The sequence below is a fragment of the uncultured Sphingobacterium sp. genome (assembly GCF_964277905.1).
Classification (GTDB): domain Bacteria; phylum Bacteroidota; class Bacteroidia; order Sphingobacteriales; family Sphingobacteriaceae; genus Sphingobacterium; species Sphingobacterium siyangense.
In genome coordinates this window covers 12334-28321 of record NZ_CAXYKD010000003.1, presented here as the reverse complement: position 1 = coordinate 28321, position 15988 = coordinate 12334, and the positions used below count along the sequence as shown (strand labels likewise).

Genomic DNA, 15988 nt, shown 5'->3' with positions numbered 1-15988 from the left:
TAATAAAGCTTCCTTTGATCATCAAAGAGGGCAACTTTTTCTTCATGTTTATGACAACATAGATTTCGTTCAATGAGACTATGTGATTCCTCTGTATTTACAAATTACGCAAGCTGATTTCAATTTCAGTTGTATTTTATAGGGTGTTTTTTTGTTGTTCATCTTTTCTTGATACTGAAACGGTAAATTTCTAACCAAAGGATTAGTTTTTTTGCGGATGAATTGTATTTGTGATCTATAAGTGGTAATTTGATTAGTATAAACCTAAATTAATAGTTATGGGAAAACGGTCAACGGCATTATTGGCGATAGTTTCATGCGTATTATCAGTTCCTTTGGTCACGTTAGGACAGAGTAATAATAGCTTTATTATTCAAGGAAAGATCGACACTGTTCCGAATGCGAAATATAGAATCATGTATAGAAATAATGAAAAGGAAATTGTTGATTCGCTACAATTATCCGCAGATCGAACTTTTACTTTTCATGGTAGTATTGGTGAACCGACACGTGTTAATTTTATTATTGATAATGATTTCAATCCACGACTTGTAAAAGATCAAATTGTTTACTCATTTTGGGTTTCGCCAGGGGATAGGGTAAACTTTCATGGTCTCACTGGTTGGCTTGTGGGCCCTAAAAGTAATTTGAGAATAGATGATAGCAAATATATATTAACGGGTTCCACATTGGATAAGATTGCAATTACCTATACTGAAAGCCGAAGAGCTATGTCTGTATCAAATAAAGACCGAGAAAAAGAAGCCGGATTGGAGGATAGCATAATAAGCAAATTTATCCAAAATAACCCTAACAGTTTCTATAGTCTGTACCTTTTGAGCAAATCTTTTTCGTCACAGAAGAGAGCCCCCGACTTGGTAACTACTTTGTATAATGCACTGTCAACGGAGCAAAAGAATAGCTACACAGGCATACTTTTGAACAAAAAAATAAAAGCTCAGCCTCATCTTGAAATCGGTAAAAGTCTTCCCATATTTGAGCTTGCAAATGATAACGGCGATCTCGTTAGTCTTGAAGATTTCAGAGATAAATATGTTCTGGTGGATTTTTGGGCAAGTTGGTGTGGGCCATGCCGCAAGGAATTTCCCCATTTGAAATCGTTGTATAACGAATACAAATCAAAAAACTTTGAGATACTGGCCGTATCGATAGACAAATCACGCATGGACTGGCTTACGGCGATAAATAATGAAAAGTTATCATGGACTAATCTTTGGGATAAAGGGGGCTTCAGTGCTGAGCTTTATCAAATTTTTGGTTTAAAAGGAATTCCTGACAACTTTCTTTTAGACAAAGAAGGAAAGATTGTAGCACGAAATCTTCGGGGTAGTGAATTAAAAATAGCATTAGATAAATTGATTTCTGACAATTAGTTATGGGAAGAAGCAAACCTTCTTATTCTCAAAATGAGATAGATGGGGCTGTATTACCTTGACTCAAGTTCATTTTTTCTTTTTCGAAGCTGCAGATTTTTGTAAATTATATAATAGAAAGTAGCAATTCTATGGAACAAACTACAAAGACAAAGCGGTCGTTGATTTTAAAGGCAATTATTTGTAGTGTTTATCTTTTTCTGACAATATTCTACTATCATATTGATAAGTATCTTTCCGGTACTATTTACTGGATTCTAACAGCTTTAATTCCAATTACTTTTATCGCAATACTTATTTCTGAAATTCAGGGAATTACAAAAATTATTCGTCACAAAAAAAACTTGACTTTAAAACTTTGCTTACCAACAATAATTTGCTCAATCACAATTTTGTACACGCTATTCAGCCCTTACAGACTTGATTCAGAAAAACTCGAAAGCGAAGTTGAATTTAGAGCCTGTTATGAAGGGACTCAAAATCAAGCTTATATCCTTTTTAGAAAAGACAAAATATTTGAACTACATTGGACGGGATCTTTTGGATATAACGAATGGTGGACTGGAAAATGGAAAAGAAAAGGTAATGTTTTAACACTCAACTATAAAGGGGAAGAAGTTGAACAACTTGGCAGAGAGATTTTAATGGCGGAAGGCTATCTAAAGCCTATCGGAAAAGAGTTTGACAGAAAGAAATATCCCTATCCAATGTTTTACATTGGATATTGTAAACATGAAAATTAAGGTGTTATCTAGACTAAACTCAGACCCTGAGTAATTTTCCTGGTTACTATCCAGAAACTTTCCAACATGTTCTCCAATACAGGATTTCGACCAGTCAAAATCAAATTCGATGCTCAGGTCCAATAATGCATTATGTCGTTTTTATAAATGACTTCAAATATCAGTGTTCTCTAAATATGTAAGAATTTGTACAAAAGAGCAGTAGGAATCGTTCGGGAGATATTGGTGAGTTCAACTTCTGATTAATAGTTGTCAAATTTATGAAATCGTCACTCTGATAGAAGCTGAAAAGCAGGATAGTCATTCAATTTTAAGTAATTAGATCGATAGTAACAGTTCCAATAGCTTGCTATTCTACTTCGAATTGTTTTTTCGAACGTTACGTTTTCAGTAAAGAAGTTATTGACCCAAAACCGTTGTTGCGGTGTAATCTGTGCGATGATGGCGAAATGAATTTCTACAACATATTCACCTAATAACTGCACCAGATACGGAATGCTTTCCAATGGAAAAAGTCTCATTAATTTCACGATAGCTATTTCACGTATGTACCCGTCTTGATGACGGGTCATCAAACTGAGTTCTTCAAAACTTGTCAACGCTTCAAGGTTGTTTTTCGTTGTGGTTGCATAAATCCTGTATGGAAATTGTTGAGCTTGTCCAAGCCACAGGACTTTGATCTGTTCCATACTTATAGTCAATATTTAGTTGTTTGCTATCTATCTTATTCCTAGATCACAGGGGCTCATTTTTTTAAATCAGCTCTGCTGATATAGCGATATAAGATTTTTTTATAGGTTATCTTTTAAGTTCACATGAAATGAGGTTTTTTATTTATTGAATTTACAAAAGAGTATTTAGAAAGACAAAATATATCACTCTGTTGCTATAATTTCTATATCTATTTTGTATCTTGATTACAACATGATTAATCTAGTTATAAGGATAGTATGGAAGAAGAGGATGCTGTGTTGCTCGCTAATTCATTGTATGAATTTCGTATAAAATCCGAAATTATAAGCTAGAAATATATATAAATATGTAAAGACTGCCGAAAATTAAACATATACAGAGTTGAGAATAGATTATATTTAGTTTTAAAAAGTTTGAGAATTACAGGCATGCGTACTAAAACGGTCATATATGGAATTTAGCAAAGAAAATTGGAAGCCTGATGAATATGAAGAATGGCTCGAATTAGACCTTGATTTGATTGGTAGTTTAATCTCCGATGACAAAATAGTAAAAGCTTTAAACGGTGGTGTTCCAGAGTCATTTGCTCCGTTTTCTAGTTTTAATAGCAAAGAAGGTTTTATATGTTTTCAAACACTAAATGATTATTACGATGAGAATTTTGAAAATGGTTTAGAATATATTGTTTTTGGATCAGACGGAGCAGGGAATCCTTTTTGTATTAATAAAATAAACAATAACCAAATTGTACTTTTAGATTTTGATGACGAGAAGATTGTCTCAACTAACAAAAACATAAATGATTTTTTGGATTCAATATTTGCTTACAGAATATTTATAAACGTTATACGATCAAAATATGGTGCGGAAGCTTTATTTCATAACCTGTATCGCGAAGAAGATATTGAAATGCTCAAGCAAAAATTCTCAAAAATAAACGCTGATTTGCTAGCAAATTCGGAATTTTGGAAGCAGGAAATTGATGAATTGATTATGAATAAAAATGCAAATTCGACAAGTTGAAATTTAGAGCATGACAATCTGCTATCGACAAATCTAGTTTATAAATATGCATTTGAATGAGGGCATTTCACATATAGTCAAGGCCTTCGAGTCTGAGTGAAAGACTGGAATCCTATTTTGAAAAATGAATTATGTTGTTACTTTTACTTTCTCTATTTTTTTCATTATAATTTACGTTGATCGATCACATTCGCATAAAATTGTTCGAAAGGAGATGCAAAAACTAATAAGAATGAAAAGTAAAATAAGCTTAGAGAAATTCGATATTGAATGTGCTAATTTTACTATTGGACAGAAGAATTTAGGTTTTCATTATAGGAAAGCTGGCTTATATTTTATTGAAGACGCACTAATTATTGTCGGATTTTATACACTATTTAGAATATAAAAAATGACTAGCATTGTCCTGGCTAAATGAGTATCTTTCAAAAAAATATATAATGAAAACCAAACTCCTAATTTTAACCCTATTTATTGCCAATTTCGGTCATGCACAAACCTCATTAATGGATAGTTTAATTCAAAATAACTATTCGACCTTTAAAAAAAACAATAAGAACGCTTTTGACGGCAAAGGATGGACTACTTTGCTCGATTAAATCAGCAAAAACAACTCCGTATTATTGGGCGAGCAGCATTTCACCAGCGAAATTCCTTATTTCACAAACGCGGTCGTCAATAATATTAAGTTCGATAACTATATTCTGGAAATTGATCCCTATACAGTCAATACAATATCAAAGAAAATTAAATCCTTAACTCCTTCTGAACTGGACAAATTTCGCAATGAGTCGGGGTCTGCTTTATCTTTTTTACAAGGTGAGGCTGAGTTTGACTTATTCAAAAACATAGTAGATCAGAATGTCAAAACCTATGGCGCTGAACAAATTAGTTTATTTTCAGATCGCTTGCTTTTTTCGGAATTAAGTAAGCAATCCAGAAGTGCTAAAGCAAAAGAAATTTATACACAGATGATTGCTAATTCTGCTGCTTTTGACACAAAAAATAACACCAGATTCTATTTGTTCTCTGATGATTGCTTAGAAAAAATAAATGCATTGACCGCTCTCAATTTATCCGCCATTGAGAAAGAACAGCTTGAAGCGCTAAAATTAAGCAGAGATCTATATTTAAATCGAATTCATCGTTTAAGGATTCAATATATCAAACATCTGGTTTTTGAGAAGCTTCCCGAATGGAAAGACAAGAAGAATCTTTTCAAATATGGCGCTAATCACATGCCTAAAGGAGAGAGTTTAATGGAAGTATTCGATGTTGGTAACTTGGTTGCCAATATTGAAGAGGCAAATTACCGGAAGTCATTACATATTATGCTCATCGGAAAGGGGGAGGGTGAAACATTGGCTGATTTGGATCAATATAAATCGTTTTTAACCGTTGTAAAAGATGACAATTGGTATGCTTATAATTTGAGACCTTTGCAACAAGCAATCTCTAAACAGAAGCTTAAGGTAGAGGATTTGGAGTTGGAAAGAATTATAAAAGGTTACGACTATTTGGTTTTCATCCCCAATATTACCAAAACACCCAAAAGAGGTAAACAGGATCATTAAATCCTTTTCGTAAGCCGGCTTTTTATAACATAGCCGGCTTATTTGTTTGATTCATATAGATCCTTCCAATTTTGTCTATAAATCGAAATGCTTGTTAAGTATAACTACATCTTTCGCAAATTTGGCTCCGTAGGCGAAAAGCAGAGTAGAGGAATACCGTACTTTTCTAGGGTAGCGTCTTTCCTACAATATTCGAATTACTAAAACGCCAAGACATTTGATTCTTTGATCGTTCGCATGACAAAAGAACTTTGAATTTTGCTGATATGTGGTATTGCAGAAAGCTTGTGCATAATAAAATCATTATACCTTTCAGGGTTTTGTACCACAATCTTCAGGATTACATCATAAATACCTCCCGTCACATAAGCCTCAACAACTTCGTCTAGCTCACGAACTTTTGTCAGAAATTCCTCTACATAATCAATCTGTTGAGTATGAAGAGAAATATCTACGATCACAGTAAAATTAAGCCCAACACTTTTTGCATCAATAACAGCGACGTAATTTTTGATATAACCATCCTGTTCTAGTCTCCGAATACGTTCATAAACTGTTGTCCTTGACATGTTCAGTTTATCAACCAATTCGCTTATTTCAAATTTGGCATTAAGCTGTAAGATACGTAATAGCTCAAGATCCTGCTTAGTTAATTTTTCCATCTGGATTTATTCCGGTATAATGTTTAAAAATAAATTTTAAATGTATAAAATACGAATATATATTAAATATTCGTACATTATTCTTATTTTAAAATAAATATCCGATTATATTTTTAATGGATATAGATTTATGCGTATTAATTACAATTTGTATGCTAAAATATATTCTTATCGTGGTGTTGGGAGCTATCAGTTATGGTACATTGACTTCCTTTGCTAAAATAGCTTATGGTCAAGGTTACACGGCCGGAGAGATTACATTTGCTCAAGCTGGAATGGGTTCTCTTGTGCTATGGACAGGCGCGATGTTCGGTCGTATTAAAAGAAAGCGGCGGCCTCGAATTTTATTTGAGTGGAAATTAATTTTGGCGGGTGCAAGTATGGGGATTTCGGCCTATTGTTTCTATCTTTCTGTTAAATTTATACCCATTGCACTAGCTATTGTACTTTTAATGCAGGTTTCTTGGATCAGCAATATTGGCGAATGCATACTTTTTAAAAAGAAATTTTCAAAATTAGAGCTGCTTTGTACCGTTATTATTATCTTGGGAACTATTTTGGCAAGTAACCTACTTAATGTCAATAATACTTGTTATTCATTAAAAGGTATTGCACTCGCATCAGCTGCAGCTGTGCTTTATACAATATATGTTCTAGCTACAAGTAAGCTGGGTAATAAACTTCCGATGCTTGAAAAAAGTGCGTTAATGACTACAGGTTCGGCAATAATGATCTTGGGAATTAATTTTCCATCGATCATTGGTAGTACACATTTTGATTTAGGTCTTTTGAAATGGGGAACATTTTTAGCGCTCTTTGGTACAGTAATTCCTCCGCTCTGTTTTACTATTGGGATGCCAAAGATCGGACCAGGCTTAAGTGCCATTCTCCTGACGATGGAGCTGCCAGCAGTAGTTCTCAGTGCCTATTTGATTTTGGGTGAGAAAGTGACATTACCCCAAATATTAGGTATCTTAATCATGATATTGGCAATTATATATCTTAATTTAGCCAAACGGTATCAAAAATGATTTCAAAGCCTATGTTAAGAAGTTGTTATAAAGGGATGGCCTTTTTTTATTCCGAATATTACCCCGGCCGTCCCACCATTGTGTTTCTCCATGATAGCCTTGGTTGTATACGGTTATGGCGAGATTTTCCTGAAAAATTGGGTGAGCAAACAGGTTGCAATATTTTGGTGTACGATCGCCTTGGTTATGGCGAATCAACCGCTATGGTTACTTCCGGGAGAGGCTTAGATTATTTGGAAGTCGAAGCTGATATTTGTTTTGATTTGCTATGTGCATTGGGCCTAAAAGATGTTATCTTATTTGGACATAGTGATGGCGGATCCATCGCATTACTTGTGGCCAGTAAATATCCTATGGTTATTCAAGCCGTGATTGCCGAAGCTGCCCATATCTTTGTGGAGGAATTAACATTAAATGGCATCCATGACAGCATCGTAGCCTATCAACATACTGATTTACCACAACGGTTGGCAAAATACCATGGCGAAAAGGTCGATACGATATTTAAAGCCTGGACTGAAACATGGACTGCATCAACTTATCGTGTCTGGAATATGGAACATTTTCTAACAAGTATTGAATGTCCACTTTTGTTTATTCAGGGCGAAGAGGATGAATATGGTACATTAGCTCAACTGCGAAAGACTGTAGATCAGGTTTCGGGATATGCAGAAGAACTAATTCTAAGTGGAGTGGGGCATACACCGCATAAAGCCGTTCCAGATTTAGTCTTAAATAAGACTGGTCAATTTATCCATCAATTGATGACATCATTATTTTAGAGCCCAAACATTACTATCGAGAAAAGAGATGTTATTTAGGTTAATTGTTATACTCTTGATCTGTCACAGGTTTAAGCCATACTGTTTCTCCCTTTTCCCTGCCTGTAATGGCAATCTGTACAAAAGCAGAATCAGCGCTCGCGCCATGCCAATGAGGAACATCTATTGGGCATTTTACAACTTCTCCTTTACGGACGATTATTTTTTCCTTACCTTCTTCCTGATAGAAGCCGACACCATCCAATGCCAGAATAATCTGTCCCGCCGGATGAGAATGCCACTTGGTCCTGGCACCAGGCTCAAAGGTCACACTTCCAACAGCATTCTGATTGATCCGATCTGCGGTTACTAGATTATTTAACCACACTGTTCCTGTGAAATTGTCATTTGTAATCCTTTCACCTTTTGAAAAAATAGGATCATGCGTTCTGTCCTGTTCAGTTTTTTGTGGTTTGATCTGTTGAGTACATGAAATTGCCAAGATTCCCGTCAGAAATAGTATCGTTGTATTGTTTAAATTCATGATTTTAAATTTTTAAATAAAGTTTATCCCAAAGTAACCCATTTTAGGCTCGTTTATTTTTTTGTTATAGTCGCTTTAATGACCGCAAATTTTATAGTAGCAGTTAGATTACTTTCTATTCGCTAATACTTCATCGAATATTTTTTGTGCAACTATAGCCTCTTTTTTGCCCACAGTAGATTTAATAATAATTATAAACTGCTGTAATTGTTCTTCCGATAAACCTACATTTAAACAAATTGCCAAATGCGATTTCAGCATCGGTTCCACGCCGCCTATGCTGGCTAGTACAGAGATTGTTACCAGTTCTCTTTCAGCGTAGGTAAGAATATCCCGTTCAAAAATATCAGCAAATAGATGTTCCTTTAAAAATAGTTCAATAGTTGGAGCAAAAGCAGCATAACCAGTTTTTGGATCTTTTTCGGTTACTCCTGTAAGCTGTTCCAAAATCGCTTTGCCACGATCATATTTTGGCTGGTCATTTTGAATAGGTGATGCTTCAGGGCCTGTTGGATCATTGATGGCCTTTGTCTTGCGCTCCTCAAGTACGGCCATCAGGGTTTGCAATCCACGTATACTACGAGGAAAGCCGGCATAAGCATAGAGCTGTATGATGCTTTCCTTAATCTGATTACTTGTCAGTCCGGCATCGAGTCCTTTGTTGAGTGCATCTTTTAATGTTGACAGGTCACCTTTGGCCGCGGTGGCCGCAATGGTAATAAGACAACGTTTTTTGTTATTTAATGGCGGATTTTCGCGATTCTGACTTGCGTATAACACGGAATAAAAGCAAAATAAAGTGAATAATAACGCAATAATATACTTTTGTTTCTTCATGATCATTCTCTATTAGTGATTCTTTCTATTTCATCTCTTTTTGGAGTAGAAAGACTAGCGATCGTATTCTTTACGAAGATATCACTGGTTGAATCGTTATTAGTTCCCAGGAGTAAGTAGTTTGGTGAACGATAGTGATCCTAGTTTCCAAGTGCCATTTTGTTTTACGTAGACTTCCGTAACCATAAAGGGATTGGTTACCTCGTTACCACCAACGACAGCAAGTAGGTCGATTCTATTGAGTAGGATAGCTGTATTGTCAATGATATTGACTGATACTTCATGGATATCAGCCTTTTTATACCAGATTCCGCCACTTTTTATGACATCAAGTTCCCTTTGTTTTCCCCAGGATCCCCCCATGTGGACAAACATTGAATTTTCATGAAAAAGGCTGTCCAATGTACCGACATTTTTGTCGGACATCCATTGCCATTTATCTTTTGAAAGTTTGATGATTTCCTGATCAGCAGGCGACTGTGCAAATGAGATCTGAATTCCGGAGAGGGCCAAACAGAGGCCGAGTAATAATTTTTTCGTAATCATAATAAAGTATAGTGTATTTTTTATTGAAGGTTCTGGTGATAAAACTCAACCAATTTATTTACAGCTTTTGTGACGTATTCCTTTTTCCAGTAAGTTTCAATGTGTGTAGCTCCTTCTAGTAAAAAGAGGGCTTTGTTTTTTGCGTTTTTAGCCTTTGAAAAAGCCTCATCGGTCAAATACTTGGTATCTGCCTTGCTTCCAGCGATCATCAACAAGGGCTGATCGATCAGTTCGATACCATCGGTCGCATCCCATGTCATCAGATCCATCAAGCTGCTGGTTGTATATAAAAACGTTGAATTCGGATGGGCGTGCGTCCGATAATAATATTCAAATCCTTGCCGATAGAGATCTGTTGTAGTTTTGGCGATCTCTTCGTCGGTTACACTAGCTACGCCGGAATACTTGATTTCTCCGCCTGCTGCCAACTGTGCCCGGGCATCTGATGCCTGTTTCAATCGTTGCTCAATTGTATTTTGTTGGGAATTTTGAAAACCGTTGCGTCTCACTTCACCAGAGTTGAACATGCTCAGTGTAGCAACAGCTTTTAGCCGTTTATCAGACTGTGCTGCTTTGAGGGTATAACCACCGCCGCCGCAGATCCCGAGTGCACCGACACGATCCGGGTCGACACCAGCGTAACCAGCGATATAGTCTGCCATGCCATGGATATCCTCTGTTCTGAACTGGGGTTTGTCGGTATGGCGGGGTTCGCCACCGCTGGCTCCCTGATAGGCGGCGTCTGCGGCTATTGTAATGTAACCCGCTTCTGCAAGTCGCTGTGCATAAAGACCGGCAGTTTGTTCTTTGACCCCGCCATTGGGATGTGCGACTATAATGGCAGGATATCTTTTTGAAGGGTCATAATTCGTCGGAGTATATACATTAGCAGCGATAGCTATTCCGTTTAATTTATAGCTCACAGGATGTATATTTACTTTTCCCTTTACATTTTCCTTTATAGCATCACCATACACAAGGCCAAATGGATTTTTTGATTTGTCCTGTGCTTCTGTAATGAGCCCCGTCGCCATAAACATGGCTACGATGATATACTTGATTTGTTTCATTGATTGTAATTTTATGCTTTCCACTTCTTATTATTTTGTGCATCCAAGTTTTTCAAGCCATTGGGCAAGTTGAACGGTAAGCTGTTTTTCTTTTTCACCTGATATCACAAAGAGGATTCCGTCCCGTTCTTTCCCTGCTTTTGTTGTAAACCCTTCCAATATATTGCTTTTGGAACAAAGTTGTTTGATCGTGTCAAAGCTGCTCCCAACGCCATATCCGGCATTTGTATTAAAAGGGACAATCGTCTTTCCTGCTAGATCATACTGTTTTAGAAAACTCTTAACAGGGGGAGGGAGCTGCATCCCCCAAGTTGGAAACCCCACAAAGATGAAGTCGTATTTTCCTATGTTGTCTATTTTCGTTTTTAGTGGCGGCAGATAACCCGTTTTATTTTCTTCGGCAACCTGGTCGACGGTGGTTTGATAGTGAGTGGGATAAGGATTTTCGAGCTCAAGACCAACTAGATCACCGCCTACCTGCCGATGGATAATCTCTGCTACAGCTTTGGTATTTTTCGTCCGCGATAGGTAAACGACCAAAACTTCCTGATTATTTAGCGAATCACAGGGGACCATCGGGAAACCTTTGTTTTCAAATGTGGCTTCATTTGCTCCCGAACGGGAAGTTACCGCAAACAACAGGCAAAGTAGTAGGCAATATAAATATCTAGTTTTCATTTGCATCGTTTTTGATTTATACAAAGTTCCCTAAATCAACTTTCTTTTTAGGTAGACGGATTACGGATAGTACTACCATTATTACTTATCCAGTCCTTTTTGTTTTAACCATTTGGATAGTTCATCCGCAACTTGCAAATTGTTGAGATCCGAAAAAGGAAAATGAGTATTTCCCGTGATTCCAACTTCAGGAAGATGGATTACCGTTGCATTTCCGCCATGTTTATTAATTGCCGCGGCCCATAGTCTGGCCATTTCCAGCCCCGAACGCCAGTGGTCTTTGTTCCATACATTGGTCGGCTCTTTGGCAATATTATCCCCATAGTAAATGACAATGGGGATTTGGGTCAGCTTTTTAAAATCAGAGAGGGGGATTGTAACCCCTGTGAGTTCACCAAATAACCCCGCGGATTTTATGGGAGCCGGAAGTTCACCCTCTGGAAATACAAATCCACTGTATGGTTCGAATGCGACGACCGCTTTGACTTTATCATTTTTGATCGCGGTCAGCCAACCTGGGCCTCCGCCCTGGGAGTGGGTGACCAAGATTCCGGCGTTAATCTTATCAAATAGACTGGATACCGCTGCGGTAATAACGGTTGCATCGAAAGCACCCGTATTGGGTGTCATCTGTCTATAGAACTGTTCTAATGCTAAACTATCCTTTGGAAACTGAACATTCGGGAAATAGTTGGGGTAATTGCCTATACGAAATTGTGTAAACCAGAACTGCTCATCTGCCATAGGCTTGATCGTTGCTTCTGCCATGCTTTTTCCGGCTTCCCCACGTCGGGGTTGGTCGATGAGGTACACTGAGAATTTCCGGCGGAGGAAAATGTTCTGAAAGCCTTCTCTACCATCTGCTGTTGTTTCCCATGTTTTTTTTGATTGGCCTGCACCATGCAGAAATACCAAAGGATACTTGTGGGCTTTTACCGGTTTTTGATAGAAAACGTAGGCATGATCACCATGGAAAGTTTGTCCTTGAGGATTCAGGGCATCATTTACGTTAAAGTGCCCAGCTTCGGTCTTGATAGTACCACCAACTGCAAAGCTACCTTGATCATCAATGAGCAAAGGCTTTTGCTTTTTCTGGGCATGTACGGTCATCGATAAAATGAATAGGGCAGCAGAGGCTGTAATATTTCGTATTATTCTGTTCAATCGCATAGCTTATTTTTTATTTACCGACTCTGTTCTGTAAAGCAGCAGGATATCGTTCGCCTTGGATGGTTATCGCTGAAGCAGCCTGGTTGATCTCCCGTATTTCCTTTGTATCTAGCTGAACAGCAATGGCGTCAATATTTTCCTTCAGGCGATGTAGTTTTGTCGTTCCCGGGATTGGGGCAATCCATGGTTTCTGAGCAAGCAGCCATGCCAATGCAATCTGCGCTGGAGTGGCATCTTTGGCACTTGCTATCGTTTTTAGGAGATCTACAAGAACCTGATTCGCTTTGCGATTTTCTTCCGAGAAACGTGGTACGATGTTACGGAAATCCGTAGGGTCAAATTTTGTCGTTTCGTTGATTGCGCCGGTTAAGAAGCCTTTTCCCAAGGGGCTAAAGGGCACAAAACCGATCCCAAGCTCCTCCAGTGTAGGGATGATCTCATTTTCAGGTTCACGGAAAAAGAGCGAGTATTCGCTCTGCAATGCCGCTAGGCGCTGCTCTGCATGTGCCCGACGGATCGTTTCAGTTCCCGCTTCAGAGAGTCCCCAATGTTTTACTTTACCTTCAGCAATCAGATCGCGGATGGTTCCGGCCACCTCTTCAATAGGGATATTGGGGTCGGTGCGGTGTTGATAGAATAGGTCGATTCGGTCCGTACGCAGACGTTGGAGGGAAGCTTCAGCAACTTTTCTGATTCTGGCGGGACTGCTGTCCAAACCTTTTTTTGAATCGCCATCTTCGAAACCAAACTTAGTCGCGATCACCACATGATCTCTGAATGGCTCCAATGCTTGTCCAAGTAGGGTTTCATTGGTAAAAGGGCCATAACATTCAGCCGTATCGAAAAAGGTAATTCCAGATTCGAAAGCAGAGCGGATTAATTGAATTGCCTCTTTTTCGTCTGTCGCCGGGCCATAGCCAAAACTCAAACCCATGCAGCCTAATCCAAGTGCGGACACTTCAAGTCCACTATTTCCCAGTTTTCTTTTTTCCATTTTAGTATCAATTTAACGTTTTAGATATCAAGTTTTCTTTCACTCAGCGATCTGACCATCTTAGGGTCCCGGTGATCAAAAAATAGACTTTCTCCAGTGTCTAAGGATCTTATGGCATCCATTTCCTTCTCTGTCAGTTCGAAATCGAATAGCTGGAAATTTTCGGCTATTCTTTCTTTACGAACAGATTTGGGGATAGCAATGATGTCCCGTTGCACAAGCCATCGGAGGATGACTTGTGCAACAGTTTTATTGTAATTTTCTCCTATTGACTTAAGGACCCCATTATGGAAAATATCGTTTTTCCCCTCTGCAAAAGGACCCCAGGATTGGGTCTGGATATTATTTTCGTTCAGGAAAGCTTGATTTTGAATTTGCTGTTGAAAAGGATGTGTTTCGATCTGGTTGACAGCCGGAGTGAAACCACTATTGACAATGAGATCCATCACCCTGTCCGGCTGGAAATTAGCAGTCCCGATAGCCCTTATTTTACCGGCTTCATAAAGTTCCTGCATCGCTTTCCACGATCCAAAGATATCGCCATAAGGTTGGTGGATCAGATATAGATCGAGATAGTCCAATTGTAGTCTTTCCAATGAGCGGTGAAAAGCGGTCTTGGTTTTCTCATATCCCGTATCCTGAACCCACAGTTTGGTCGTGATAAATAATTCTTCACGTTGGATAGCGCAATTTTTTATCGCTTTTCCTACTGCTTCTTCATTCAAATAAGAGGCCGCGGTATCAATTAGCCGGTATCCAGTTTCGACAGCATCAATAACAGCGCGTTCGCATTCTAAGGCATCTTTTATTTGGAAAACACCGAAACCAAGGATAGGCATTTCAATTCCGTTATTTAGTTTTACTTTATACATCATGAAAATCGTTTATGTAGTATACAATCCAATGATAACAAAGTTCGGTTTTGCAGGCTAAGGTTTTGGTAGACGGATTACGGATAGTTCTACCAATATTACCGATTCAATACATTATTGGATTTCAGTTTTGTAAATTTGTTTCATAGCATTAAGGCAAATGGAAGAGATCATCAGTTTTAAGAGTATTAGCGAATACAATAATTTCAATAACAATGAAACATTGCATCCTTTGATCAGTGTAGTCGATTTGAGCAGAGCTGATCCTCGTAAACTGTCAAAGCTCAGGTATGAGTTCTATACCGTGTTTTTTAAAGAAATAAAATGTGGAGATCTCCGGTATGGACTTAAGAATTATGATTATGAAGAGGGAACATTGATATTTTTGGCTCCGGGGCAGGTCATTGGGGAGAATGGCACCGAATTCTACCAGCCTCAGGGGACAGCATTGGTATTTCATCCAGAGCTGCTTTATGGTACTTCGTTGGCAAAGGAGATTGCCAACTATACGTTCTTTTCCTATTCAGCTAGCGAGGCGCTTCATCTTTCCGAGCAGGAGAGGAGGGTCATTATGGATTGCCTCAACAAAATAAAGCATGAACTGGTTCATAGTATCGACAAGCATACCAAAAAGCTCATTGTCTCCAACATCGAGCTTTTCCTAGATTATTGTCAACGGTTTTATGACAGACAATTTATAACGCGCGAAAATGTTAATAAGGGTATTATAGAAAAATTCGAAGAGATTTTGAATGCTTATTTTCAGTCAGATGAACCACAACAATACGGTCTGCCAACTGTGGCCTACTTTGCTGAACAATTATTTCTTTCTGCCAACTATTTTGGTGACCTCGTTAAGAAAGAAACAGGGAAGACTGCGCAGGAATATATTCAGAATAAGTTAATCGAGATTGCCAAGGAAAAAATATTCGATTCGAATAAGACCATTAACGAAATTGCATTTGAACTTGGTTTTAAATATCCGCAGCATTTTAGTCGCTTATTTAAAAACCGTGTCGGTTATAGCCCAAATGAGTACCGGAATGTCAATCTGAATTAGTTTTAAAATGAGAAGCCTTGATATTCTGCTCATTTAAAAATTACAAGAATAGCAGAGGCTATGGTATATCCTTCGTCTTGACCACCAAAAGTGAGGAGGAGCCAACGTCTGTTCAATTAGAAGCTATTTCTTGCAACAGGTTATCATATTTAGGGCGCCATCCCAATTCTTTTCTGGCTCGGTCAGAATTGACAAGGATATTTGAACCTAATCCAAAATGTGCCATTATTGGTCCCCAGAGAGCAATGGCATCCACTATTGAAATTTGTTCAATAGTGTCCTGTTTATAGCCTAAACCATAGAGCCTGAAGCGTGAGGATAGCAATAAATGAGCTT

The 15988-nt window shown here is 38.0% G+C and carries 18 protein-coding genes; 8 read left to right on the top strand and 10 right to left on the bottom strand.

The features are described 5' to 3' along the window. Positions 1-278: 278 nt before the first annotated feature. Together ACHWSC_RS02120 and ACHWSC_RS02115 are read left to right on the top strand one after the other, a co-directional pair. On the top strand, positions 279-1394 hold the full coding sequence (locus ACHWSC_RS02120; RefSeq protein WP_394675643.1) for a redoxin domain-containing protein: 1116 nt from the start codon (positions 279-281) through the stop codon (positions 1392-1394). 131 nt (positions 1395-1525) lie between these two features. Further along, complete coding sequence (locus ACHWSC_RS02115) at positions 1526-2137, top strand: hypothetical protein (RefSeq protein ID WP_394675642.1); 612 nt, start codon at positions 1526-1528, stop codon at positions 2135-2137. 269 nt (positions 2138-2406) lie between these two features. Here the strand turns inward: ACHWSC_RS02115 and ACHWSC_RS02110 are convergent, their stop codons facing one another. After that, the gene (locus tag ACHWSC_RS02110) at positions 2407-2826 is read right to left on the bottom strand and encodes a hypothetical protein (RefSeq protein ID WP_201667948.1); all 420 of its coding nucleotides are present in this window, start codon (positions 2824-2826) and stop codon (positions 2407-2409) included. Between the two features lie 454 nt (positions 2827-3280). Between ACHWSC_RS02110 and ACHWSC_RS02105 the strand changes: the two genes are divergently transcribed. From ACHWSC_RS02105 to ACHWSC_RS02095, 3 genes are all read left to right on the top strand, one after another. Beyond that, on the top strand, positions 3281-3853 hold the full coding sequence (locus tag ACHWSC_RS02105; RefSeq protein WP_394675641.1) for an SMI1/KNR4 family protein: 573 nt from the start codon (positions 3281-3283) through the stop codon (positions 3851-3853). A 440-nt stretch (positions 3854-4293) separates the two neighbouring features. Beyond that, complete coding sequence (locus ACHWSC_RS02100; protein WP_394675640.1) at positions 4294-4452, top strand: hypothetical protein; 159 nt, start codon at positions 4294-4296, stop codon at positions 4450-4452. A 24-nt stretch (positions 4453-4476) separates the two neighbouring features. Then, positions 4477-5427: a hypothetical protein gene (locus tag ACHWSC_RS02095; protein WP_394675639.1), complete on the top strand. Its 951-nt coding sequence runs from the start codon at positions 4477-4479 to the stop codon at positions 5425-5427. Positions 5428-5627: 200 nt separating this feature from the next. On the opposite strand, the gene ACHWSC_RS02090 is transcribed toward ACHWSC_RS02095, so the two are convergent. After that, positions 5628-6089: an Lrp/AsnC family transcriptional regulator gene (locus ACHWSC_RS02090; protein ID WP_394675638.1), complete on the bottom strand. Its 462-nt coding sequence runs from the start codon at positions 6087-6089 to the stop codon at positions 5628-5630. Between the two features lie 152 nt (positions 6090-6241). Here ACHWSC_RS02090 and ACHWSC_RS02085 point away from each other — a divergent pair, with 152 nt between their 5' ends. Continuing rightward, positions 6242-7120, top strand: a complete 879-nt coding sequence (locus ACHWSC_RS02085) for an EamA family transporter (RefSeq protein WP_394675637.1) — start codon at positions 6242-6244, stop codon at positions 7118-7120. Positions 7121-7131: 11 nt separating this feature from the next. Beyond that, on the top strand, positions 7132-7902 hold the full coding sequence (locus tag ACHWSC_RS02080) for an alpha/beta fold hydrolase (protein ID WP_394675636.1): 771 nt from the start codon (positions 7132-7134) through the stop codon (positions 7900-7902). 40 nt (positions 7903-7942) lie between these two features. Here the strand turns inward: ACHWSC_RS02080 and ACHWSC_RS02075 are convergent, their stop codons facing one another. The 8 genes from ACHWSC_RS02075 to ACHWSC_RS02040 all read right to left on the bottom strand — a co-directional run bounded on the left by ACHWSC_RS02075 (position 7943) and on the right by ACHWSC_RS02040 (position 14595). Then, a complete protein-coding gene (locus tag ACHWSC_RS02075; protein ID WP_394675635.1) occupies positions 7943-8425 on the bottom strand; it encodes a cupin domain-containing protein in 483 nt (160 codons plus the stop codon). Between the two features lie 108 nt (positions 8426-8533). Further along, entirely contained in the window at positions 8534-9262 is a 729-nt protein-coding gene (locus ACHWSC_RS02070; protein WP_394675634.1) for a carboxymuconolactone decarboxylase family protein, read from the bottom strand. A gap of 99 nt (positions 9263-9361) precedes the next feature. Continuing rightward, positions 9362-9808: a nuclear transport factor 2 family protein gene (locus ACHWSC_RS02065; RefSeq protein ID WP_394675633.1), complete on the bottom strand. Its 447-nt coding sequence runs from the start codon at positions 9806-9808 to the stop codon at positions 9362-9364. Positions 9809-9828: 20 nt separating this feature from the next. Next, complete coding sequence (locus ACHWSC_RS02060; RefSeq protein WP_394675632.1) at positions 9829-10878, bottom strand: alpha/beta hydrolase; 1050 nt, start codon at positions 10876-10878, stop codon at positions 9829-9831. 30 nt (positions 10879-10908) lie between these two features. Continuing rightward, positions 10909-11556 (bottom strand): flavodoxin, encoded by a 648-nt coding sequence (locus tag ACHWSC_RS02055; protein WP_394675631.1) that lies wholly within the window; start codon positions 11554-11556, stop codon positions 10909-10911. Positions 11557-11637: 81 nt separating this feature from the next. Continuing rightward, on the bottom strand, positions 11638-12726 hold the full coding sequence (locus ACHWSC_RS02050; protein ID WP_394675630.1) for an alpha/beta fold hydrolase: 1089 nt from the start codon (positions 12724-12726) through the stop codon (positions 11638-11640). A 10-nt stretch (positions 12727-12736) separates the two neighbouring features. Beyond that, entirely contained in the window at positions 12737-13720 is a 984-nt protein-coding gene (locus ACHWSC_RS02045; RefSeq protein ID WP_394675629.1) for an aldo/keto reductase, read from the bottom strand. A gap of 20 nt (positions 13721-13740) precedes the next feature. Continuing rightward, entirely contained in the window at positions 13741-14595 is an 855-nt protein-coding gene (locus ACHWSC_RS02040) for an aldo/keto reductase (protein WP_394675628.1), read from the bottom strand. A 157-nt stretch (positions 14596-14752) separates the two neighbouring features. Here ACHWSC_RS02040 and ACHWSC_RS02035 point away from each other — a divergent pair, with 157 nt between their 5' ends. Then, a complete protein-coding gene (locus ACHWSC_RS02035) occupies positions 14753-15652 on the top strand; it encodes a helix-turn-helix domain-containing protein (protein WP_394675627.1) in 900 nt (299 codons plus the stop codon). The last annotated feature ends 336 nt before the right edge of the window (positions 15653-15988 follow it).

What these genes read in the sequence shown, in the direction of transcription:
- ACHWSC_RS02120 (WP_394675643.1), top strand. Translation starts at nt 279, where the DNA reads ATGGGAAAACGGTCAACGGCATTATTGGCGATAGTTTCATGCGTATTA.
- ACHWSC_RS02115 (WP_394675642.1), top strand. Translation starts at nt 1,526, where the DNA reads ATGGAACAAACTACAAAGACAAAGCGGTCGTTGATTTTAAAGGCAATT.
- ACHWSC_RS02110 (WP_201667948.1), bottom strand. Translation starts at nt 2,826, where the DNA reads ATGGAACAGATCAAAGTCCTGTGGCTTGGACAAGCTCAACAATTTCCA.
- ACHWSC_RS02105 (WP_394675641.1), top strand. Translation starts at nt 3,281, where the DNA reads ATGGAATTTAGCAAAGAAAATTGGAAGCCTGATGAATATGAAGAATGG.
- ACHWSC_RS02100 (WP_394675640.1), top strand. Translation starts at nt 4,294, where the DNA reads ATGAAAACCAAACTCCTAATTTTAACCCTATTTATTGCCAATTTCGGT.
- ACHWSC_RS02090 (WP_394675638.1), bottom strand. Translation starts at nt 6,089, where the DNA reads ATGGAAAAATTAACTAAGCAGGATCTTGAGCTATTACGTATCTTACAG.
- ACHWSC_RS02085 (WP_394675637.1), top strand. Translation starts at nt 6,242, where the DNA reads ATGCTAAAATATATTCTTATCGTGGTGTTGGGAGCTATCAGTTATGGT.
- ACHWSC_RS02080 (WP_394675636.1), top strand. Translation starts at nt 7,132, where the DNA reads ATGTTAAGAAGTTGTTATAAAGGGATGGCCTTTTTTTATTCCGAATAT.
- ACHWSC_RS02075 (WP_394675635.1), bottom strand. Translation starts at nt 8,425, where the DNA reads ATGAATTTAAACAATACAACGATACTATTTCTGACGGGAATCTTGGCA.
- ACHWSC_RS02070 (WP_394675634.1), bottom strand. Translation starts at nt 9,262, where the DNA reads ATGAAGAAACAAAAGTATATTATTGCGTTATTATTCACTTTATTTTGC.
- ACHWSC_RS02065 (WP_394675633.1), bottom strand. Translation starts at nt 9,808, where the DNA reads ATGATTACGAAAAAATTATTACTCGGCCTCTGTTTGGCCCTCTCCGGA.
- ACHWSC_RS02060 (WP_394675632.1), bottom strand. Translation starts at nt 10,878, where the DNA reads ATGAAACAAATCAAGTATATCATCGTAGCCATGTTTATGGCGACGGGG.
- ACHWSC_RS02055 (WP_394675631.1), bottom strand. Translation starts at nt 11,556, where the DNA reads ATGAAAACTAGATATTTATATTGCCTACTACTTTGCCTGTTGTTTGCG.
- ACHWSC_RS02050 (WP_394675630.1), bottom strand. Translation starts at nt 12,726, where the DNA reads ATGCGATTGAACAGAATAATACGAAATATTACAGCCTCTGCTGCCCTA.
- ACHWSC_RS02045 (WP_394675629.1), bottom strand. Translation starts at nt 13,720, where the DNA reads ATGGAAAAAAGAAAACTGGGAAATAGTGGACTTGAAGTGTCCGCACTT.
- ACHWSC_RS02040 (WP_394675628.1), bottom strand. Translation starts at nt 14,595, where the DNA reads ATGATGTATAAAGTAAAACTAAATAACGGAATTGAAATGCCTATCCTT.
- ACHWSC_RS02035 (WP_394675627.1), top strand. Translation starts at nt 14,753, where the DNA reads ATGGAAGAGATCATCAGTTTTAAGAGTATTAGCGAATACAATAATTTC.